This is a genomic window from Cellulomonas sp. KU4C, assembly GCF_056868065.1.
This window is the reverse complement of record NZ_CP200322.1, coordinates 138,729-159,507: the sequence shown is the minus strand read 5'-3', so window position 1 is coordinate 159,507 and position 20,779 is coordinate 138,729. Positions and strand designations below refer to the sequence as shown.

At 76.0% G+C, this 20,779-nt stretch carries 19 protein-coding genes; 16 read left to right on the top strand and 3 right to left on the bottom strand.

Features of this window, described 5'->3' with window-relative positions:
* The first annotated feature begins 51 nt into the window (after positions 1-51).
* From typA to AC1VL8_RS00735, 5 genes are all read left to right on the top strand, one after another.
* Entirely contained in the window at positions 52-1,989 is a 1,938-nt protein-coding gene (gene typA / locus AC1VL8_RS00755) for a translational GTPase TypA (protein ID WP_483073742.1), read from the top strand.
* A gap of 21 nt (positions 1,990-2,010) precedes the next feature.
* Positions 2,011-3,087 (top strand): PIG-L family deacetylase, encoded by a 1,077-nt coding sequence (locus AC1VL8_RS00750; RefSeq protein ID WP_483073741.1) that lies wholly within the window; start codon positions 2,011-2,013, stop codon positions 3,085-3,087.
* Between the two features lie 5 nt (positions 3,088-3,092).
* Positions 3,093-3,503, top strand: coding sequence for a hypothetical protein (locus AC1VL8_RS00745; protein WP_483073740.1), 411 nt, complete (start codon positions 3,093-3,095; stop codon positions 3,501-3,503).
* Positions 3,500-3,994, top strand: coding sequence for a flavin reductase family protein (locus AC1VL8_RS00740; protein ID WP_483073739.1), 495 nt, complete (start codon positions 3,500-3,502; stop codon positions 3,992-3,994). The genes AC1VL8_RS00745 and AC1VL8_RS00740 overlap by 4 nt, the downstream gene beginning before the upstream one ends.
* A 212-nt stretch (positions 3,995-4,206) precedes the next feature.
* Positions 4,207-7,479: a VanW family protein gene (locus AC1VL8_RS00735; protein ID WP_483073738.1), complete on the top strand. Its 3,273-nt coding sequence runs from the start codon at positions 4,207-4,209 to the stop codon at positions 7,477-7,479.
* A gap of 22 nt (positions 7,480-7,501) precedes the next feature.
* Here the strand turns inward: AC1VL8_RS00735 and AC1VL8_RS00730 are convergent, their stop codons facing one another.
* Positions 7,502-7,759: a putative acetyltransferase gene (locus AC1VL8_RS00730; RefSeq protein WP_483073737.1), complete on the bottom strand. Its 258-nt coding sequence runs from the start codon at positions 7,757-7,759 to the stop codon at positions 7,502-7,504.
* A 122-nt stretch (positions 7,760-7,881) separates the two neighbouring features.
* On the opposite strand from AC1VL8_RS00730, the gene fdxA reads away from it, so the two are divergent.
* From fdxA to AC1VL8_RS00705, 5 genes are all read left to right on the top strand, one after another.
* Complete coding sequence (fdxA, locus tag AC1VL8_RS00725; protein WP_179688157.1) at positions 7,882-8,208, top strand: ferredoxin; 327 nt, start codon at positions 7,882-7,884, stop codon at positions 8,206-8,208.
* Positions 8,209-8,212: 4 nt separating this feature from the next.
* Positions 8,213-9,370 (top strand): succinyldiaminopimelate transaminase, encoded by a 1,158-nt coding sequence (gene dapC, locus AC1VL8_RS00720; protein ID WP_483073736.1) that lies wholly within the window; start codon positions 8,213-8,215, stop codon positions 9,368-9,370.
* Positions 9,371-9,580: 210 nt separating this feature from the next.
* Positions 9,581-10,879: a citrate synthase gene (locus AC1VL8_RS00715; RefSeq protein WP_389230951.1), complete on the top strand. Its 1,299-nt coding sequence runs from the start codon at positions 9,581-9,583 to the stop codon at positions 10,877-10,879.
* A gap of 91 nt (positions 10,880-10,970) precedes the next feature.
* Positions 10,971-11,609, top strand: coding sequence for a PAS domain-containing protein (locus AC1VL8_RS00710; protein WP_389230948.1), 639 nt, complete (start codon positions 10,971-10,973; stop codon positions 11,607-11,609).
* A gap of 14 nt (positions 11,610-11,623) precedes the next feature.
* Positions 11,624-12,508, top strand: a complete 885-nt coding sequence (locus tag AC1VL8_RS00705; protein ID WP_389230946.1) for a methyl-accepting chemotaxis protein — start codon at positions 11,624-11,626, stop codon at positions 12,506-12,508.
* Between the two features lie 190 nt (positions 12,509-12,698).
* Here the strand turns inward: AC1VL8_RS00705 and AC1VL8_RS00700 are convergent, their stop codons facing one another.
* Positions 12,699-13,598: a hypothetical protein gene (locus tag AC1VL8_RS00700; RefSeq protein WP_389230943.1), complete on the bottom strand. Its 900-nt coding sequence runs from the start codon at positions 13,596-13,598 to the stop codon at positions 12,699-12,701.
* A gap of 5 nt (positions 13,599-13,603) precedes the next feature.
* Positions 13,604-14,557, bottom strand: a complete 954-nt coding sequence (gene dapD / locus AC1VL8_RS00695) for a 2,3,4,5-tetrahydropyridine-2,6-dicarboxylate N-succinyltransferase (protein WP_483073735.1) — start codon at positions 14,555-14,557, stop codon at positions 13,604-13,606.
* Positions 14,558-14,616: 59 nt separating this feature from the next.
* Between dapD and dapE the strand changes: the two genes are divergently transcribed.
* The 6 genes from dapE (at position 14,617) to AC1VL8_RS00665 (ending at position 20,759) form a co-directional block, all read left to right on the top strand.
* A complete protein-coding gene (gene dapE, locus AC1VL8_RS00690; protein WP_483073734.1) occupies positions 14,617-15,711 on the top strand; it encodes a succinyl-diaminopimelate desuccinylase in 1,095 nt (364 codons plus the stop codon).
* A gap of 61 nt (positions 15,712-15,772) precedes the next feature.
* On the top strand, positions 15,773-16,630 hold the full coding sequence (locus AC1VL8_RS00685; protein WP_483073733.1) for an LOG family protein: 858 nt from the start codon (positions 15,773-15,775) through the stop codon (positions 16,628-16,630).
* Complete coding sequence (gene folP / locus AC1VL8_RS00680) at positions 16,620-17,579, top strand: dihydropteroate synthase (RefSeq protein ID WP_483073732.1); 960 nt, start codon at positions 16,620-16,622, stop codon at positions 17,577-17,579. Before AC1VL8_RS00685 ends, folP begins: the two co-directional genes overlap by 11 nt.
* Positions 17,576-18,784, top strand: a complete 1,209-nt coding sequence (locus AC1VL8_RS00675) for a hypothetical protein (protein ID WP_483073731.1) — start codon at positions 17,576-17,578, stop codon at positions 18,782-18,784. The genes folP and AC1VL8_RS00675 overlap by 4 nt, the downstream gene beginning before the upstream one ends.
* A gap of 179 nt (positions 18,785-18,963) precedes the next feature.
* Positions 18,964-19,131, top strand: a complete 168-nt coding sequence (locus AC1VL8_RS00670; RefSeq protein WP_082812748.1) for a DUF3117 domain-containing protein — start codon at positions 18,964-18,966, stop codon at positions 19,129-19,131.
* A gap of 20 nt (positions 19,132-19,151) precedes the next feature.
* Positions 19,152-20,759, top strand: coding sequence for a leucyl aminopeptidase family protein (locus AC1VL8_RS00665; RefSeq protein WP_389230924.1), 1,608 nt, complete (start codon positions 19,152-19,154; stop codon positions 20,757-20,759).
* Positions 20,760-20,779 lie beyond the last annotated feature (20 nt).

Here is a 20,779-nt window from a genome sequence, read left to right as displayed (position 1 = left end):
CGACGTCGTCGCGCCCTCTGATCTCCCACCCCTCGCGGAATGAGTCCTGATATGTCTGTGCCCTCGACGCCCACGGGAACCCGTGTGCGCGGCGATCTGCGCAACGTCGCGATCGTCGCCCACGTCGACCACGGCAAGACCACCCTGGTGGACGCCATGCTCCACCAGTCCGGTGCCTTCGGCGCGCACGCGCACGTCGACGAGCGCGCCATGGACTCCGGCGACCTCGAGCGCGAGAAGGGCATCACCATCCTCGCGAAGAACACCGCGGTCCGGTACGCCGGCCCCGCGGCGGCTGCGGTGGGCGAGCCCGGTGGCATCACCATCAACGTCATCGACACCCCGGGCCACGCCGACTTCGGCGGTGAGGTCGAGCGCGGCCTGTCGATGGTCGACGGCGTCGTCCTGCTCGTCGACGCGTCCGAGGGCCCCCTGCCCCAGACGCGGTTCGTGCTCCGCAAGGCCCTCGCCGCGAAGCTCCCCGTCATCCTCGTGGTGAACAAGGTCGACCGCCCGGACTCCCGGATCACCGAGGTCGTCGCCGAGGCGACCGACCTGCTGCTGGGCCTCGCGTCCGACCTGCACGACGAGGTCGAGGACCTGGACCTCGACGCGATCCTCGACGTCCCGGTCGTGTACGCCGCCGCGAAGGCCGGCCGCGCGTCGCTGACCCAGCCCGCCGACGGCGGCCTGCCGGACGCCGAGGACCTGGAGCCGCTTTTCCGGACCATCCTCGAGAAGATCCCCGCCCCGACCTACACCGAGGGCGCGCCGCTGCAGGCGCACGTCACCAACCTCGACGCGTCGCCGTTCCTCGGCCGCCTCGCGCTGCTGCGCATCTTCAACGGCGAGCTGGTCAAGGGCCAGACCGTCGCGTGGGCCCGCGCGGACGGCACGATGCAGAACGTCCGCATCACCGAGCTGCTCGAGACCAAGGCGCTCGACCGCGTCCCGACGGAGAAGGCCGGCCCCGGCGACATCGTCGCCGTCGCGGGCATCGCCGACATCACCATCGGCGAGACCCTGACCGACCCCGACGACCCGCGGCCGCTGCCGCTCATCACGGTCGACGACCCCGCGATCTCGATGACCATCGGCATCAACACGTCCCCGCTGGCCGGCAAGGGCGGCAAGGGCCACAAGGTCACCGCCCGCCAGGTCAAGGACCGCCTCGACTCGGAGCTCATCGGCAACGTGTCGCTGCGCGTCGTCCCGACCGACCGCCCCGACGCGTGGGAGGTCCAGGGCCGTGGCGAGCTCGCGCTGGCGATCCTCGTCGAGCAGATGCGCCGCGAGGGCTTCGAGCTCACCGTCGGCAAGCCGCAGGTCGTCACCAAGAAGATCGACGGCAAGGTCCACGAGCCCGTCGAGCGCATGACCATCGACGTCCCCGAGGAGTACCTCGGCGCGGTCACCCAGCTGCTCGCGCAGCGCAAGGGCCGCATGGAGACCATGTCGAACCACGGCACCGGCTGGGTCCGCATGGAGTTCCTGGTCCCCGCCCGTGGCCTGATCGGCTTCCGCACCCGGTTCCTCACGGACACCCGCGGCACCGGCATCGCGTCCTCGCTCGCCGAGGGCTACGAGCCGTGGGCCGGCCCGATCGAGACCCGCGTCGCCGGCTCGCTCGTCGCGGACCGCGCGGGCGTCGTGACGCCGTTCGCCATGATCAACCTGCAGGAGCGCGGCTCGTTCTTCGTCGACCCCACGCAGGAGGTCTACGAGGGCATGATCGTCGGCGAGAACTCCCGCCAGGAGGACATGGACGTCAACATCACCAAGGAGAAGAAGCTCACCAACATGCGCTCGGCGACGGCCGACAACTTCGAGAACCTGGTGCCGCCGCGGCACCTGACCCTCGAGGAGTCGCTGGAGTTCGCGCGTGAGGACGAGTGCGTCGAGGTGACCCCCGAGGTCGTCCGCATCCGCAAGGTGATCCTGGACCAGACGGAGCGCGCCCGGGCCGTGGCCCGCACCAAGCGCTCCTGACCCGGTCCTGAGCACGACCGCATGAGCACCGCCGCGAGCACGTCCCCCGTCACGGGTGGCGTGCTCGCGGTGCACGCGCACCCGGACGACGAGACGCTCGCGACCGGCGCGCTGCTCGCGACCTGGGCCGCGGCCGGGCTGCCGGCGCTCGTCGTGACCTGCACCCGCGGGGAGCGCGGCGAGGTGATCGGCGCGGCCCTCGCCCACCTCGAGGGGGACGGCGCGGGTCTCGCGGCGCACCGGGAGCGTGAGGTCGCCGCCGCCACGGCCGCCCTGGGCGTCGAGCAGGTGTTCCTGGACACGCTGCCCCCGGGCACGCCGCCTCCTGGCACGCGGGGCGCGGCCGCGGTGGTCCCGGGGGCGTCGGCGCCGCGGTACGAGGACTCGGGGATGGCGTGGCTCGGCACCGGGCGTGCCGGGTCCGCGGGCTCCGTGCCCCCGCGCGCGTTCGTGTCCGTCCCGCTCGACGAGGCGGCGGGACGGCTATCCGCGCTGCTGCGGGAGCGACGGCCCGACCTCGTCGTCACCTACGAACCCGGCGGGGGCTACGGGCACCCCGACCACGTGCGCGCCCACGACGTGACGACCCGGGCCGTGCAGCTCGCCGACGACGTCCCGGGCTGGTCGCCCGCGGTGGCGTGGGCCGTCGCCCCGGCGGCCGACCTGCGCGCCGGGTACGCCGCGCTCGCGCAGGACCCGGACGTCCGCGACCTGCTCGCCGCCCACGCCGACGACCGGCGCGGCACCCGCGAGTCGCCGCTCGCCCTCCCGGACCCCGCCGGGCCGCTGCCGTCCGTGGCGGTCGACGGCGCCGCGGACCTGCTGGTCGACGTCGCCCCGGTCCGCGACCGGGTGCTGGCCGCCCTGCGCGCGCACGCCACCCAGGTGCAGGCCGTGCGCCCGCTCGACCACCCGGCGGCCTGCGCGTGCCTCGCGCTGTCCAACCTCGTGCTCGCGCCGGTGCTGCCGGTCGAGTCCTACCGCTGGGCTCCCGGTCGCGGGCCGTCGGACACGATCGTGCTGCCGCCCGGTGCCCGGCGCGCCACCCACGGCGGGTCCGCCGCGCGTGACGACGCCTCGGCGGGCGACGTAGCCTGACGCCCGTGCCGACGATCACCCCCCGCTCCGTCCTGCGTGCCCTGGGCTTCCTGCTGCTCGGCGTGCTCGTCGGCGCCGTCGGCACCGTGATGCACCGCTCGGTCCGGCCCTGGGGCGTGGTCGTGTGCCTGCTGCTGGTGCTCGCCGCGTCCGTCACCGCGCGCGCCGCCGCGGGCTGGGTCGCGTCCCTCGGGCTGCTGGTCGGGCTGTTCGCCGCCGTCCAGGTGCTGTCCACCCGCGGGCCGGGCGGCGACGTGCTGGTCCCCGCGGACGGCGCGATCGGCTGGGTGTGGGCGCTCGGGTCGCTCGCGGTCGCGCTGGCGGTGGCCGTCGCGCCCCGCGCGTGGTTCTCCGACACCCCGCTGCGCCGCCGACGCGCGCCCGAGCCGCTGCTGCCCGCCGCCGACGCGCCGTGACGACCCCCGACGCGGGCGACGTCTTCCGGTCCGCGATCGGCCGGCTGCCCGCGGGCGTCGTGGTCGTCGCCGTGCACTGGCGCGGCACCGACCACGCGACCACCGCGAGCACCGCGACGTCCGTCTCGCTCGACCCGCCGATGCTGCTCGTCTCCCTGCACCAGGACTCCCGGGTCCGCGAGGCGCTCGACGACGTCGCCACCTGGACCGTCAGCGTGCTCGCCGACGACCAGGCGCCCGTCGCTGACTGGCTCGCCTCGCCCGGGCGGCCCGCGGTGGGTCAGCTCGACCGGGTGCCGCACGAGCGCGCCCCGCTGTCCGGCGCGGTGCGGGTCCTCGGCGCCGCCGCGTGGTTCGAGTGCCGCACCGCGCAGGTCGTCCCCGCGGGCGACCACGACGTCGTGCTCGCGGAGGTGCTGGCCGCGCACGAGGGGACGCCCGACGCCGGCGGGCTGGTGCACCTGCGCGGCCGGCTCCGCGGGGCGCGCTGAGCGGGTGGTCCGGGTGGCGGACGCCCGCGTGACCGGCACCTGACCCGGCCCTGACCGGCGGCAGACCCGGGGCGGCGACCGTTGCGAACTCGTGACCTGAGTGGTGCCGTCCACGGGCCCTTCGCCGCGCGGACCGCGCAGGTCGCGCCCGTAGAATCGCCGCTGCGGCCCCCGGGGCACCGGGGCCGTCGTCGTGCGAGGGGGAAGACTGGATGAGCAAGGGCAACGCGGACGGCAACCCGCCTGTCGCGCAGGACGTCGACCCCACCACCGGGGACGCCGCGCCCGACCCCAGCACCACCCCGGCCCGGAGCGCGGACAGCGACTCGGCCGCGCCCGCCGCGACCCCGGCTGCCGCGACCCCGCCCGCGACCGGCGGGCCGCTGCCCGCCGTCGGCGTCGGGATGCTCCCGCCGGTCGACGTCGACCGGATCTCCGCGCTGCTCGGGCGGATCGTGCCGTCCGCGGGTCCGGCGGCTCCCGCGGAGGCTGCGGCCGCGGCCGGAGCCACGGGGGAGCAGGCCGGCGGCGGGACGTCCGACACCGGGACCCAGGGCGAGCACGGCGTGGACGGCGAGGCGCCCGCCGGTGCCGAGGCGTCCGCCGGTGCCGACGCGTCCGAGACGGATGCCGTGGACGCTGAGGCGCCCGCCGACGCCGACGCGCCCGAGATGGATGCTGAGGCCCCCGCCGATGCCAAGGCGTCCGCCGGTGCCGACGCGTCCGAGACGGGTGCCGTGGACGCTGACGCGCCCGCCGACGCCGACGCGCCCGAGACGGATGCCGAGGCCGCCGCCGACGCCGAGACGCCCGGGACGGATGCCGAGGCAGCCGTGGACGACGCGACGCCCACCGATGCCGAGGCGGCCGCGGGCGACGCCGCTCCTGCAGGCGTGCAGGCGCAGGACCAGACCACCGTCGCCGGAACCACCTCCGACGAACCCGCCGCCGAGGCCGCGACCCCCGTGGCGTCCGACGACGAGGTCAGGACGGGCACCGACGTCGAGGCGGAGCCTGAGACCGACGCCGTCGTCGCCGCCCCGTCCGCACCGGTCGCGGGTGCTGCCGACGCTGCGCCCGCCCGCCCCGGCGCCGGGGAGGCGACCGACGACGCTGCGCCCGCGGCTACGTCGGCCGCCGCCGGGCCTGTCGTGTCGGACGACCCCATCGAGGCGGATGCCGCGCCCGCGACGGCGTCCGACGCTGCGACGGCGTCCGACGCCGCGTCGGCTCCGGACGCCGTGGCTCCTGCCGCCGTGCCGGCTCCGGACGCCGTGCAGCCTCCTGCCGCCGCGTCGGTGCCCGAGCCGGCCGCCGGACCCGACGTCGACGCCGTCGCGCCCGCACCGCCGGTGGCGTCCACGCCGGTCCCTGCGCCGCCCACGGCCGAGACCGCCGCCACGCCCACGGCCGCCGCTCCCGCCCCCGTCGAGCCCGTTCGCGCTGCCGACACCTCCGAGACGCCCGCCGCGGGCATCCCGGCGCCGGTCGAGCGGGTCCCGGCCGCCGTCGCCGGAGCCGCAGCCGGAACCGCCGCTGCGGCCGCCGCCCCGGTCACGGCCGAGACGACCGTGCTCCCCGCCACGGCGCACGACGCGCCCCCCGAGCGGACCAGCACCCGACCCGAGGCCACCCGCCCCGCGGCCGAGCAGCCCCGCACCACCCCCGCCGCCGCCACCCCGGCAGTCGCCGCCACCCCGGCAGTCGCAGACCCGTCCCCGGGCTCCGACGGCGACGACGCGGGTTCCGACGACACGTGGTCGCCGCTGTCGGAGTTCGACGAGGACCGGCCGAAGCGCCGCTGGCTGCGTGCGACGCTGGTCGTCGCGGGCATCGTCGTCGTCCTCGGCGGCGCCTACGTCGGCGCGGCCTACGCCCTGGCCGACCGGGTGCCGCGCGGCACGACCGTCGCGGGCGTCGAGGTCGGTGGCCTGGCCGCCGCGGACGCCGAGGAGGCGCTCACCTCCGGTCTGGGCGACCTGCCGACGGAGCCGGTGCCGGTCACGGCGGAGGACATCACGGGCTCGGTGGACCCGGCGGTCGCGGGTCTGAGCCTCGACGTCGACGCGACGGTGCAGCGGCTGACCGGGGTCGACCTGCGCCCGCAGCGCCTGTGGGAGCACATCGTCGGCGCGGGCGCGGCGGAGCCGGTCACGGTGGTCGACGAGGCCGCCCTGGACGACGCGATGGCGGGGCTGGCGGAGACGCTGTCGCTCGCGCCGGTCGACGGGTCCATCGTGTTCGCCGACGGTGCGCCGCACGCGGTCGACGCCGTCGACGGCTGGTCGCTCGACACGGACGCCGCCCGGGACACGCTCACCCGGACCTGGTTGACCGCAGCCCGCCCGATCGCCCTGACCACCGAGGTCGTCGTCCCGGACATCACGCAGGAGGAGACCGACCGGGTGCTGCAGGACGTGGCCTCGAAGGTCGGTGCGGGGCCGGTCGTCGTGCAGGTCGCCGGGCAGAACGTCGAGCTGCCGGGTGACGTCCTGGTGTCCGCGGCGTCGTTCGTGCCCGCCGACTCCGACCTGGCGCTGCAGATGGACGGCCCCGTGCTCGTGGACGCGGTGATCGCCCGCACCACCGACCTGCTCACGACCGCGTCCGACGCGCGGTTCGAGTTCCAGGGCGGCAGCCCGGTGATCGTCCCGGGCACGCCCGGCACGACGCTCGACCCCGCCACGCTGGCGACCGCCGTCGCGGGTGCGGTCACCGCGCAGGCACGCACCGCGGCGGTCGAGCTCGTGGAGTCCGACCCAGCTCAGACGACCGCCGCGCTCGAGGCGCTCGGCATCACGTCGGTCGTCGCGGAGTTCTCGACGCCGCTGACCAGCGAGCCGCGCCGCACCCAGAACATCGCGGCAGGCGCCGCAGCGATCAACGGCACGCTCGTCCGGCCGGGGGAGACGTTCAGCCTCACGGACGCGCTCGGCCCGATCGACGCCGCGCACGGCTTCACCACCGCGGGCGCGATCGTCAACGGCCAGCACACCGACGCGTGGGGCGGGGGGCTGTCGCAGCTGTCGACCACGACCTTCAACGCCGCGTACCTGGCCGGCATGGAGGACATCGAGCACAAGCCGCACTCCGAGTGGTTCAGCCGCTACCCGGCGGGCCGCGAGGCGACGCTCTTCACCGGCACGCTCGACATGCGGTGGAAGAACAACACCCCCTACGGCGCGCTCGTCCAGGCGTACGTCGAGGGCGGCCAGACGGTCGTGCGGCTCTGGGGCACCCCGTACTGGGAGGTCATCGCCGAGTCGGGTCCGAAGACGAACGTGGTGCAGCCGACCACGGTCTACTCGCAGTCGCCCACGTGCGAGGCGCAGTCACCGGGCAACCCCGGGTTCCGCATCACGGTGACCCGCACGGTGAAGCTCAACGGCGAGGTCGTCGCCACCGAGCCGTTCTCCTGGACGTACCGCCCGCAGAACCGCGTGGTCTGCGGCCCGGACCCGGCCGCGGCGCCGCCCGCGGGGTGACGTCGGCCCGCCGGCCGCGGCCTCAGCGTCGCGGTCGGCGCACCGGCGCCGGGGGCACGACCTTGCCCAGGGCGATCTCCGCGCCCGGCACCTGCACGTCCCCGGCGCGTCGGGTCCGGACCGTCACGCCCTCGTCGTCGACGGCCAGCAGGTCGCCGAGCACGTCGGTGTACGGCTGCGGCGACCCCGCGGGCAGCCGACGGCGGACGACGACGCGCTGGCCGGGCCGCCAGTCCCGCCAGGGGCCGGCGGGTCCGGCGGCGAGCGGGGACTCGGACATGTGTGGGGTTCCTCTCGCCGCTGCGCCGGGAGTGCGCAGGTGAGCGATACTAGGAGCCGCCAGCCCGACCCGAACCCGGACCGCGCCCGACACCGTCCCCGGACGGGCGCGTGGAGGACACCGTGACCTATGTGATCGCCCAGCCCTGCGTGGACGTCAAGGATAAGGCGTGCATCGAGGAGTGCCCGGTCGACTGCATCTACGAGGGCAAGCGGTCGCTCTACATCCACCCCGACGAGTGCGTGGACTGCGGCGCCTGCGAGCCGGTCTGCCCCGTCGAGGCGATCTACTACGAGGACGACGTCCCGGAGCAGTGGAGCGAGTACTACAAGGCGAACGTCGAGTTCTTCGACGACCTGGGCTCCCCGGGCGGCGCCGCGAAGATGGGGATGATCGCCAAGGACCACCCCGTCATCGCCACGCTCCCGCTGCAGGTCCACGGCGACTGAGCGCGTGGGTCTGCTGACCGGCGCGCTGCCGGACTTCCCCTGGGACACGCTGACCCCGTACGGCGACCGGGCGCGCGCGCACCCCGACGGCATCGTCGACCTGTCGGTCGGCACCCCGGTCGACCCGACGCCGGCCGTCGTCCGCCGCGCGCTGGCCGAGGCCGCCGACGCGCCCGGCTACCCGCAGACCTGGGGCACGCCCGCGCTGCGCGAGGCGGTCGTCGCGTGGTTCGACCGGCGCCGCGGCGTCCCGGGGCTCGACCCGGCGGGCGTGCTGCCCACGGTCGGCTCCAAGGAGCTGGTGGCGCTGCTGCCGTCCCTGCTCGGCCTGGGTGCCGGCGACCTGGTGGCGCACCCGGCGGCCGCGTACCCGACCTACGACGTGGGCGCGCGGCTCGCGGGCGCGGAGCCGGTCCCGACCGACGACCCCGTGGCCCTGCTGACCGGTCCCGACGCGGACCGGGTCCGGCTGGTGTGGCTGAACAGCCCCGGCAACCCCGACGGGCGGGTTCTCGGCGTACCGGAGCTGCGCGCCGTCGTGGACGCGGCCCGGGCCGTCGGTGCCCGGACCGGCCGGCCCGTCGTGGTCGCGTCCGACGAGTGCTACGCGGAGCTGCCCTGGGACGAGCCGTGGGCGAGCGAGGGCGTGCCCAGCGTCCTGGACGAGCGGGTGCGCGGCGACGACGTCACCGGGCTGCTCGCGCTGTACTCGCTGTCGAAGCAGTCGAACCTCGCGGGATACCGCGCCGCGTTCGCCGCGGGCGACCCGGCCCTGGTCGCGGACCTGCTCGCCACCCGCAAGCACCTCGGGATGATCGTGCCCGCGCCCGTCCAAGCGGCCATGACGGTCGCCCTCGCGGACGACGCGCACGTCGCCGAGCAGCGCGAGCGGTACCGCGCGCGCCGGTCGGTGCTGCTGACGGCGCTCGCCGGCGCGGGCCTGGTCGTCGACCGCTCCGCCGCCGGGCTGTACCTGTGGGCGCGGCCCGCCGACGGGGAGGACGACTGCTGGGCCACGGTCGGTCGGCTGGCCGACCTCGGCATCCTCGTGGCCCCCGGCGCGTTCTACGGCGCGCCCCGGCACATCCGGGTGGCGCTCACCGGCACCGACGAGCGGATCGCCGCCGCCGCGGCGCGGCTCGAGGGTGTCGCCGCACGCTGACGCCGCTCGACCTGTGACCCGAGTCACACGGCCCGCGGTCCTTTCCGGGATGGTCGACCCCCCGGACGGGAAGTAGCGTCAGGGCAGGCCGGTGCCACCCCCGTGGCGCGCGCCCGCACCGTAGCGGCCCCCCGGCAGCGCTGGACCCCGCACGACCTCGCGGACCGGACCCGAGGTCCGCATCCCGCACACCGCCCGAGGAGGAGCGCCATGTCCGACGTCGCCACCGAGCCCGTCCAGCTGGTCGTCAACGGCAACCCCCACGACCTGCCCGTCGTCCGCGCCACCGAGGGGAACGACGGCGTCGTCGTGTCCTCGCTGCTGCGCGAGACGGGCCTCGTCACCGTCGACCCCGGCTTCATGAACACCGCGTCCTGCGAGTCGCAGATCACGTACATCGACGGCGACGCGGGCATCCTGCGCTACCGCGGGTACCCGATCGACCAGCTGGCGGAGAAGTCCTCGTTCCTCGAGGTCGCGTACCTGCTGATCCACGGCGAGCTTCCGACGTCCTCGGAGCTGGACGCGTTCGTCGAGCGGGTCAACCGGCACACGTTCGTGCACGAGAACTTCCGCACCTTCATGGGCACGTTCCCGTCGGGCGCGCACCCGATGGCCGTCATGTCCTCCGCGATCAACGCCCTGGCGACGTTCTACCCCGAGTCGCTGGACCCGTTCGACCCGGAGACGGTCGAGCTCGCCACGGTGCTGATCCTCGCCAAGACCCGGACCATCACGTCGTACCTGCACCGGACCTCGCGCGGCGAGCCGCTGCTGTACCCCGACTACTCCCGCGGGTACATCGAGGACTTCCTGCGGATGACGTTCGCGGTGCCGTACCAGCAGTACGACGTCGACCCGACGGTCGTGAAGGCGCTCGACAAGCTGCTGATCCTGCACGCCGACCACGAGCAGAACTGCTCCACCTCGACGGTCCGGATCGTCGGCTCCAGCCACGCGAACCTGTACGCGTCGGTCGCCGCGGGGATCAACGCCCTGTCGGGCCCGCTGCACGGCGGCGCGAACGAGGCCGTCCTGCGGATGCTCGCGGAGATCCAGTCCAACGGCGGCGACGCCAGCGAGTTCATGACCCGCGTGAAGAACAAGGAGCAGGGCGTCCGCCTGATGGGCTTCGGCCACCGGGTCTACAAGAACTACGACCCGCGCGCGGCCATCGTCAAGGAGAGCGCCGACGCCGTCCTCGCGGCCCTGGGCCAGAACAACGAGCTGCTCGACATCGCCCGCAGCCTCGAGGAGATCGCGCTGTCGGACGAGTACTTCATCTCGCGCAAGCTCTACCCGAACGTCGACTTCTACACCGGCCTGATCTACAAGGCGATGGGCTTCGACGACCGCATGTTCACGCCCCTGTTCGCGCTCGGCCGGATGCCCGGCTGGATCGCGCAGTGGCGCGAGATGATGACCGACCCGCAGACCAAGATCGGCCGCCCGCGCCAGGTGTACTCGGGCTCGCCGGAGCGCGACTACCGCGCCGTCGCCGACCGCTGAGCCGTCCGGGTGAGTCCCCTGCGGGGGATTCACCCGGATCGGTCCGGACGAACCGGTCAGAACGCCGCACTCCGGACCGATCCAGTGGGGCATGTCGCCCACCGCGGCCGTGCAGACGCACGGCACCGGCCGGCGGCCCGGACCCGTGCGTGGGCGACGCGCGGCGGGGCCGACCGGCATCGAACGAGCCTTCGGGCCCGAGGAGATCATCGTCTCGAAGACCGACCCCCGCGGGGTCGTGACGTACGCCAACGACGTGTTCCTGCGCGTCAGCGGCTACGCCGAACCGGAGATCCTGGGCAGCCCGCACAACCTGATCCGGCACCCGGACATGCCGCGCGCGGTGTTCCGGCTGATGTGGGACGTGATCCCCACCGGCCGCGAGCTGTTCGCGTACGTGCTCAACCTCGCCGCGGACGGCGGGCACTACTGGGTGCTCGCGCACGTCACGGCGACCCTCGGCGCCGACGGGTCGGTCGTCGGCTACCACTCGAACCGCCGCTGGGTCCCGCCGGGCACCCGACGTACGGTCGCCGACCTGTACGCGCGGGTCCGGGCCGCGGAGGCGGCGCACACCCGGACGCCCGACCAGCTCGCCGCGGGTGCCGCGGCGCTCGACGGGGCGCTGGCCGACCTCGGCACGACCTACGACGAGCTGGTGTGGTCCCTCGCGGGCGGCGACGACGCGGTGGACCCGTCCCGGGTCGGGACAGCCGGGGGTGCCCGGTGAGCCGGGGGAGGACCGTGGTCGACGAGCCCGGGCTCGACCCCGCCACGCGGGAGTCGCTGGACCTCGTCGCGGCGTTCTGCGACCGCCTCGCCGCCGGTGACCTCGAGGACCGGCTCCCGGCCCTCGACGGCGACCCGGCGGTGCAGCGTGCCCGCGACGCCCTCAACCGGGTCGCCGACCTGGTCGACGCGTACGTGCGGGAGTCCCAGGCGTCGCTGGCCGCGGCGGAGGAGGGGCGGTTCCACCGGCGGTTCCTGCGCCGCGGGATGCCGGGCGCGTTCCGGGCCGGCGCGGTGCGGATCGACGCCGCGCGGGCCGGGCTCGAGCGGGCGGCCCTGCGGACGTCCCGGGACCAGGCGGAGCGGGACGACCTCGCCGACCGGCTCGTCGGGGTCGCCGCACGGGTGGCCGACTCGGCGCAGGGCCTGGCGGCGTCGGCGGCCGCACTGACGGCGGCGTCCGCGTCCGCGACCGACGCGGCGCGCGACTCGCGGTCCACCGTCCAGGAGCTCACCGACACCTCCGCGCAGATCGAGGCCGCCGCCGGGCTGGTGAAGTCGATCGCGAGCCGCACCCGGCTGCTGGCCCTGAACGCCACCATCGAGGCCGCGCGCGCCGGCGAGGCGGGTCGCGGGTTCGCGGTCGTCGCGTCCGAGGTGCGCTCGCTCGCGGACGACTCCGCGGGCCGGTCGGACGACATCGCCCGGCAGGTGGTGGCCGCCCAGGCCGCGGCCGACGAGGCCGGCCGGGCGATCGGCCGGATCGACGACATCATCGCGGGCATGTCCGACCAGGTCGACGCCGTGGCGGGGGCCGCCGGGCGCGGGGACGGCACGGGTCTCGCGGAGCTCGCCGACGCCCTGCGGGAGGAGATCGCGGCGTTCGCCGCCCTGCGCTGACCCCGGGCGTGACGCCGGCGGTTCGGCGGTCGGGCGGCTCGGTGCGCGGGTGCTTCGGCGCGTCGGTGGCTCGGTGCGTCGCCGAGACAGGTCCGCCGCGCCGAGACAGGACCCCCGACGGCCCTGTCTCGGTGCGCGGGCCCTGTCTCGGCGGAGGGCACCCGGGGCGACGGGCACCCGGGGGCGTCGGTCAGGGGGCCAGGGTGATCGCGACCGTGCCCGGCGCGGGGGTCGGGGCGTCCGCGGGGGCGGGTGCCCAGCCGGCGCCGCCGCGCTCCCACCGGCCGCCGGCCACGTCGACCGCCACCGCGTCCAGGGCCTCCGCCGCGGCGACCGCCCACTGCGCGACGGCCCAGCCGGAGCGGGCGGGGTCGCCGCCGGACACCGCCGTCAGCCCGGCGGCGTCCAGCTGGAGCACCACGCCGGTCGCGGGGTCGGCGGAGGCGTCCACGGCGGCCGACACGGTCCCGCCGAGGTCGCGCTGCACGCGGGCCAGCGCCGCGTCGGTGTCGGCGGTGCCCTCGACCGGGTCGAGGTCGCAGTGCAGCACGCCGGTCGACCAGCCGGTGAGCGCCGACGCCCACGCCCGGGACCGGCCCTCGTGCTGCGCGTACGCGTCCGGGAACCCCGAGCGCTGCACGGCCTGCGCCGCCTCGGTGACCGGTAGCTCGGTGTACCCCGGGACCCCGACCAGCCCGTCGTAGAACTTCCCGGTCGAGTACACCGGGTCCATGATCTGCTCGACGGTCCCCCAGCCCTGGGACGGCCGCTGCTGGAACAGCCCGACCGAGTCGCGGTCGCCGTAGTCGATGTTGATCAGGCGCGACTCCTGCAGGGCGGTCGCCAGCCCGATGGTGGCGGCGCGCGCGGGCAGACCCCGGTAGGTCGCGGTGAGCGCGATCAGCGCGGCGTTGTCCGCCTGGTCCGCGGAGAGCGCCCACGCGGTTCCGTCGAGCGTGGCCGTGCACTGCCGCGACGCGAGGGCCGGGCTGCGGTCGTCGAGGAACCACACGACCCCACCGACCGCCGCGACCAGGACGACCAGCGCGGCGAGCGCCGCGCAGCCGAGGCGGGACAGCCGGTGGGCCACGCGGGTCAGTTCGCGTGCAGCGCGGCGTTGAGCGTGATGCCGGTGCCCGTGCGCGCGACCGCCTCGACCCCGCCGGTCAGCGAGTTGCGGCGGAACAGGATGCCGTCGGAGCCGGACAGCTCGCGGGCCTTCACCACGCGCGGGGCGCCGTCGGGACCGGTCTCGCCGACCAGCGTGACCTTGGTGCCGGCCGTGACGTAGAGGCCGGACTCGACGATGCAGTCGTCGCCGAGGGAGACACCCAGGCCGGCGTTGGCGCCGAGCAGGGACCGCTCGCCGATGGACACGCGCTCGCGCCCGCCGCCGGACAGGGTCCCCATGATCGACGCTCCGCCGCCGATGTCGCTGCCCTCGCCGACGACGACGCCCTGGGAGATCCGGCCCTCGACCATCGACGTGCCGAGCGTGCCGGCGTTGAAGTTGACGAAGCCCTCGTGCATGACGGTCGTCCCCGCCGCGAGGTGCGCGCCGAGCCGCACGCGGTCGGCGTCCGCGACCCGCACGCCGTCGGGCAGCACGTAGTCGACCATCCGCGGGAACTTGTCGACGCCGTAGACCGTGACGGGGCGACCGGACTCGGCGCGGAGCCGGGCGCGGGTCGTCTCGAAGCCCTCGACGGCGCAGGGCCCCCGGTCGGTCCAGACGACGTTCGGCAGCACGCCGAACACGCCGTCCAGGTTGATCGTGTTCGGCGCCGCGAGCCGGTGGGACAGCACGTGCAGGCGCAGGTACGCGTCCGCGGTGTCGACGGGCTCGCCGTCGAGGTCCACGACGGTCAGCACGGTCTCGGTGCGCACCCCGCGCGGCTCGTCGGTGCCGACCAGGGCGGCGAGCTCCTCGGGGCACTGCGCGGCCTCGGGGACGTCGCCGAGGGCGGGCTGCGGGTACCAGGTGTCCAGGACGGAGCCGGAGCCGGTCACGGTGGCCAGGCCCCAGCCCCAGGCGGTGCGGTCGCTCATGCGGGCCAGCCTACGGGGGGCCGGAGGCTGAGTGGTGGCGCCCGAGTAGGGTCGCGGGGGTGACGACGACCACGCAGCTGGACCTGACCGCCGACCTGCTCACGCTGACCCGGCAGGTCTGCGACATCCCCTCGGTGAGCGGCGACGAGACGGCGCTCGCGGACGCGGTCGTCGCGGCGCTGGGGGCGTACCCGCACCTGGAGGTGCTGCGCGACGGGGACACCGTGGTCGCCCGCACGCACCTCGGGCGGCCGACCCGGGTGGTGATCGCGGGCCACCTGGACACGGTGCCGGTCGCGGACAACCTGCCGACCCGCCTGGAGGGCGAGGGCGCCGACGCCGTGCTCTGGGGTCGCGGCACCGTGGACATGCTCGGCGGGGTCGCGGTGCAGCTGGCGCTCGCGGCCGCGCTGGACGCCCCGACGCGGGACGTCACCTGGGTGTTCTACGACCACGAGGAGGTCGACGCGTCGCTGAACGGCCTCGGCCGCGTGTCCCGCAACCACCCGGACTGGCTGACCGCGGACTTCGCCGTGCTGTGCGAGCCGACGGACGCGGGCCTCGAGGGCGGCTGCAACGGCACGCTGCGCGCCGAGGTGCGGGTGCCGGGCGTCGCCGCGCACTCCGCGCGGGCCTGGACGGGCGTGAACGCGATCCACGGGGCGGCGCCGGTGCTCGCCCGGCTGGCGGCGTACGAGCCGGCGTCGGTCGAGGTCGACGGCCTGGTCTACCGCGAGGGCCTGAACGCGGTGCTGATCAGCGGCGGGATCGCCACCAACGTCGTGCCGGACTCCTGCGTCGTGACGGTGAACTACCGGTTCGCCCCGTCGCGGTCCGTCGACGAGGCCGCCGCGCACGTCCGCGCCCTGTTCGACGGCTTCGAGGTCGTCGTCACCGACGCGGCGGCGGGCGCGCGCCCCGGGCTGGACGACCCGGCCGCGGCCGAGTTCGCCGCCGCCGTGCTCGGCGTGACCGGCGGCGCGCCCGCGCCCAAGTACGGCTGGACCGACGTGGCACGGTTCTCGGCCCTCGGCATCCCGGCCGTGAACTTCGGCCCGGGCGACCCGCTGCTCGCGCACAAGGACGACGAGCGGCTGCCCGTCGGCCAGCTCGCGCTCTGCCACGACGCCCTGCGGGCGTGGCTGACGGCCTGACCAGGGGTGACCCCGGGAGTTCGCCCGCCCGCACCCGGGTGCGGACCGTAGAGTCGGCGCCATGAGTGACGACGGCGTTCCGGCACCCGGGTCCGGCTACCGCAAGGGCCCCGTGCTGCTCCGGCGCGGGCAGATCCCCGCGACCACCAGCGACCAGCGTCTGCTGTCCCGCGGCGAGGGCGCGGACTGGCTGCACGGCGACCCCTGGCGCGTGATGCGGATCCAGTCGGAGTTCGTGGAGGGCTTCGGCGCGCTCGCGGAGCTCGGCCCCGCGGTCAGCGTGTTCGGCTCGGCGCGGACGCTGCCCGAGCACGCGGACTTCGCGATGGGCGAGGCCGTCGGCCGCAAGCTCGCCGAGGCCGGGTACGCGGTCATCACCGGCGGCGGCCCCGGCATCATGTCCGCCGCCAACAAGGGCGCGACCGAGGCGGGCGGCCTGTCCGTCGGGCTCGGCATCGAGCTGCCGTTCGAGCAGGGCATGAACCCGTGGGTCGACCTCGGCGTCAACTTCCGGTACTTCTTCGCCCGCAAGACGATGTTCGTGAAGTACGCCGAGGGGTTCATCGTGCTGCCCGGCGGGTTCGGCACGTTCGACGAGCTGTTCGAGGCGCTGACCCTGGTGCAGACGCACAAGGTCACCGAGTTCCCGATCGTGCTGGTCGGCACCGACTACTGGCAGGGGATGATCGACTGGCTGCGGGGACCGGTGCTCGAGCGCGGCATGATCCGCGAGGCCGACCTCGCCCTGCTGCAGCTCGTCGACGACCCCGAGGACGCCGTCCGGATCGTGCGGGACCGCGGGGCCGAGATCCGGGCCGCCGAGCGCGCGGCCGCCGCGGCTGCCGAGCAGGCGCAGGAGGCCTCCGAGGCGGAGGTGGACGCCGAGGCCGGCGTCGAGGACGGCGCGGGTGGTCGCTGACCCCGGGCCCGGTCCCGCGCCCCAGCCCGTGCCCGTGCCCGCGGCCGGCGCGCCGCTGCTGCTGCGCGGGCGCTGGTTCGGCCCCGGGCAGCCGGTCGTCATGGCGGTGGTCAACCGGACGCCCGACTCGTTCTACGCCGCCGCCCGGTACGACGACGCCGGGGCGGACGCCGCGGTCGCGCGCGCCGAGGAGGAGGGCGCCGACCTGGTCGACCTCGGCGGGGTGCGCGCCGGGCGGGGACCGCGGGTCGACGTCGCGGAGGAGATCGCGCGCGTCGTCCCGCTCGTCGAGCGGGTGCGCCGTCGGCACCCGGACCTGCTGGTCAGCGTCGACACGTGGCGCGCCGAGGTCGCCCGGGCCGCCGCCGACGCCGGCGCCGACCTGCTGAACGACACCTGGGCGGGGCACGACCCGGCGCTGGTCGAGGTGGCCGCCGAGCGGGGCCTCGGTGTGGTCTGCTCGCACACCGGAGGCCTCGCACCGCGCACCGACCCGCTGCGGGTGTCCTACCCGCTGCCCGACGACGCCCCGGCGGACGCCGACCCGCGCGACGGCGTGCTGCACGACGTGCTCGGCACGCTGCGCACCGCCGCGGCCCGTGCCGTCGACCTCGGGGTGCACCCCGCGAGCGTGCTGGTCGACCCGACCCACGACTTCGGCAAGAACACCTGGCACTCGCTGCACCTGGTGCGACGCACGGCCGCGCTGACGGCGCTCGGCCACCCGGTGCTGGTCGCGCTGTCCCGCAAGGACTTCGTGGGGGAGACCCTCGACCTGCCGCCCGAGGAGCGCCTCGAGGGCACGCTGGCCGCGACGTCGGTCGCGGCCTGGCTCGGGGCGCGGGTGTTCCGGGCGCACGACGTCCGGGCCACCCGACGGACCGTCGACATGGTCGCGGCGCTGCGCGGGGAGGCGCCGCCGGCCCGCGCGGTCCGGGGCCTGGCGTGAGCCGGACCGACCCCCGCACCTGGCCGTGGTGGCTGCAGGCGCTCGCGGTGTACGCGGCGGCCAGGGCGTTCTCGGCGGTCGTGCTGGTGGTGGTCGCGTCGCACCAGGCCGCGACCGGCTGGACCGGCGCCGCCCCCGGGTACGCCGAGTACACCGGGCTGATGTGGGACGCGTCCTGGTACCGGCAGATCGCCGAGGGCGGGTACCCGACGACGCTGCCGGTCGGGGCCGACGGGGTGGTGCAGCAGAACGCGTGGGCGTTCTACCCGCTCTACCCGGTGCTCGTGGGCGCGCTCATGCACCTGACCGGCGGCTCGTGGGCCGTCGTCGCGCCGACCGTCTCGCTGCTGCTCGGCGCGGGTGCGGTGCTGCTCGTGCACCGCACCGTCGTCGCCGGCGCGCCCCGCGCGGTCGCCGCCCGCCCGGGCCTGCCGCTGGCGACGGTGCTGCTGGTCAGCGTCTTCCCGACATCCGTGGTGCTCCAGGTCGGCTACACCGAGTCGCTGGCGCTGCTGCTGGTCGCGGCGTCGCTGCTGGCCGTCGTCACCCGCCGGTACGGCTGGGCGTGCCTGGCGGTGCTGGCGCTCGGGTTCACGCGCGCGGTCGCGCTGCCGATGGCCGTCGTCGTCCTGGTGCACGCCGTCGTGCGGTGGCGCGAGTGGCGCGCCGCGGGGGAGCGGCCGCCCGCGCGGGACCTCGTCGGCCTCGGCGCGCTCGCGGTCACCGCCGTGGTCTCCGGGTTCGCGTGGATCGGTGTCGTCGGCTGGGCGACGGGCGTCCCCGACGCCTACCTGCAGACCCAGGAGGCGTGGCGCGGCGAGCGGACCACCGCGCCGTTCGCGGGGTGGGCGTACGTGCCGCAGTTCTGGTTCGGGTCGGCCGCGCCGTGGGTGGTGCTCGCCGCGGCGGCCTTCGTGGCCGTGTGCCTGCTCGCGCCGGCGACCCGGCGCCTGGGCCGGGAGCTGCACGCGTGGTCGGCCGCGTACCTGCTCTACCTGGCGGCGGCGGTCGAGCCCGGCAGCAGCCTCGCGCGGTTCCTGGTGCTCGCGTTCCCGCTGGCGGCGGCCACGGCGGGGGTGGTGGCACGGCCCCGGTGGGCCCGCCGGGCGTGGACCGGTGCGGTGGTCGTCGTCATGCTCGCGCTGCAGGTCGTCTGGGTGTGGCAGATCTGGCGGCTGGTGCCGCCGTCGGGGTGGCCGCCGTGACCGCGGGGGCGCTCCCGCGGCACGGATCCGCAGCGCACGGCCCTGTTCGTCGCCCCGGTGAACTAGACTGACCGTTGGACATCCGGGTGCCGGAGCCCCGTCCGCGCCCGTGCCGCCCCCCGCGGTGCGCGCGTGATCAGGACCCGGCCACCCAGCCACGACGCGAAGGAGAGCCCCGCATGGCCGCGATGAAGCCGAGGACTGGTGACGGTCCCCTCGAGGTGACCAAGGAGGGTCGCGGCATCGTCATGCGCGTCCCGCTCGAGGGCGGCGGCCGGCTCGTCGTCGAGCTGAACGCGACCGAGGCCCAGGAGCTGGGCGAGGCGCTCACCTCCGTCGTCTCCTGACGGCACGGACGCGCGCTGACGTGGCTCGTTCCCTGACCACCGCCGCCGTGCGCGTCGGCCGCGAGGTGCCGGCGGTCTCGCTGACCGCCGGCACGCTCGCGTCGTCGGAGCTGCTCACCGCGCCCGACGTCGACGCGGTGGCCGTCCCGGTCGCCCCGGCGGCGCCGGACGACACCGACCTGCAGCCCCGGCGCGGCACGGCGGACGCCGCCGCCCGGTACGGCATCGACCTGGCCGAGCTGGCCGAGCGCGCCGGCCTGACCGGTGCGCCCGGTGAGGCGTGGACGCTGCTGCTGCCCCGCCCCGTCGGCAGCGCCGGCACGGCCCTGCCCTGGTCCGGTCTGCCCCGGCGCCTCGTCCTGGTGGGCGTCGGCGACGGGACGCCCGACGACCTGCGCCGTGCGGGTGCGGCGCTCGCCCGGGCCACGCGCGGTCTGGGCCGCGTGCTCACGACCGTCGGCACGGAGCCCGGCGCCGACGGCCCCCGCTCCGTGCGGGCACTCGTCGAGGGGTACCTGCTGGCCGCCTACCGCGTGCAGCGGATCGGCGCGCCCGCGAGCCCGAAGGACGCCCCGGCGGCCGAGCTCGTCGTCGTCGGCCGTGACGGCGCCCCCGCGCAGGACGCCCTCGCCGACGCCGTCCGCGGTGCCACCGCGACGTGGCTGGTCCGCGACCTGGCGAACACCCCGTCCAGCACCAAGGACCCCGAGTGGATGGCCGACCGCGCCGGCGAGCTCGCCCGCGCCGCCGGCCTGCGCGTCGAGGTGCTCGGACCGCGCGAGCTCGCGGCCCAGGGCTTCGGCGGCATCCTCGCCGTCGGCGGCGGCTCCGCGTCGTCACCGCGCCTGGTCACGGTGACGTACGAGCCCGCGACGGCCTCCGGCTCGCGGCGGCCCCGGCACGTCGTCGTGGTCGGCAAGGGCATCACGTACGACACCGGCGGCATCTCCATCAAGCCGCGCGAGGCGATGGTCCCGATGAAGACCGACATGGCGGGTGCCGCCGTCGCGCTCGCCACGGTGCTGGGCGCCGCGGCCGCCGGGGTCCCGCACCGCGTCACGGCGGTGCTGCCGCTCGCCGAGAACCACTTCGGCGCGTCCTCGTACCGCCCGGGCGACGTCCTGCGGATGTGGGGCGGGCGCACGGTCGAGATCGCGAACACCGACGCAGAGGGCCGTCTGGTCCTCGGCGACGCGCTGGCCTGGGCCGACGCGACGCTCGACCCCGACGTGCTGCTCGACGTCGCGACGCTCACCGGTGCGGCGAGCCTGGGGCTCGGCCGGCAGCACGCCGCGCTGTACGCCACCGACCCGCGGCTGACGGCGGCGCTCGAGGAGGCCGCCGCGGACTCCGGCGAGCCCGTCTGGTCGATGCCGCTGGTGCCCGACTACGCCGACGCGGTGCGGTCCACCGTCGCGGACCTCCGGCACGTCGCGCAGGACCTGAAGTACGGGGGCGGCTCGATCACGGCCGCACTGTTCCTGCGGGAGTTCGTGGGCAGCCGGACGTGGGCGCACCTCGACATCGCCGGCCCGGCGCGCGCCGCCGCCGACAAGCACGAGGTCACCGAGGGCGCGACGGGTTACGGCGCGCGTCTGCTCCTGCGCTACCTGGCCGCCCTGCGCTGACCCCGCCGGCCCCACGTCGC

Excerpts from the sequence above, each read along its gene's own strand:
- typA (WP_483073742.1), top strand. The coding sequence starts at position 52 with ATGTCTGTGCCCTCGACGCCCACGGGAACCCGTGTGCGCGGCGATCTG.
- AC1VL8_RS00750 (WP_483073741.1), top strand. The coding sequence starts at position 2,011 with ATGAGCACCGCCGCGAGCACGTCCCCCGTCACGGGTGGCGTGCTCGCG.
- AC1VL8_RS00735 (WP_483073738.1), top strand. The coding sequence starts at position 4,207 with ATGAGCAAGGGCAACGCGGACGGCAACCCGCCTGTCGCGCAGGACGTC.
- AC1VL8_RS00730 (WP_483073737.1), bottom strand. The coding sequence starts at position 7,759 with ATGTCCGAGTCCCCGCTCGCCGCCGGACCCGCCGGCCCCTGGCGGGAC.
- AC1VL8_RS00715 (WP_389230951.1), top strand. The coding sequence starts at position 9,581 with ATGTCCGACGTCGCCACCGAGCCCGTCCAGCTGGTCGTCAACGGCAAC.
- AC1VL8_RS00710 (WP_389230948.1), top strand. The coding sequence starts at position 10,971 with ATGTCGCCCACCGCGGCCGTGCAGACGCACGGCACCGGCCGGCGGCCC.
- dapD (WP_483073735.1), bottom strand. The coding sequence starts at position 14,557 with ATGAGCGACCGCACCGCCTGGGGCTGGGGCCTGGCCACCGTGACCGGC.
- AC1VL8_RS00685 (WP_483073733.1), top strand. The coding sequence starts at position 15,773 with ATGAGTGACGACGGCGTTCCGGCACCCGGGTCCGGCTACCGCAAGGGC.
- AC1VL8_RS00670 (WP_082812748.1), top strand. The coding sequence starts at position 18,964 with ATGGCCGCGATGAAGCCGAGGACTGGTGACGGTCCCCTCGAGGTGACC.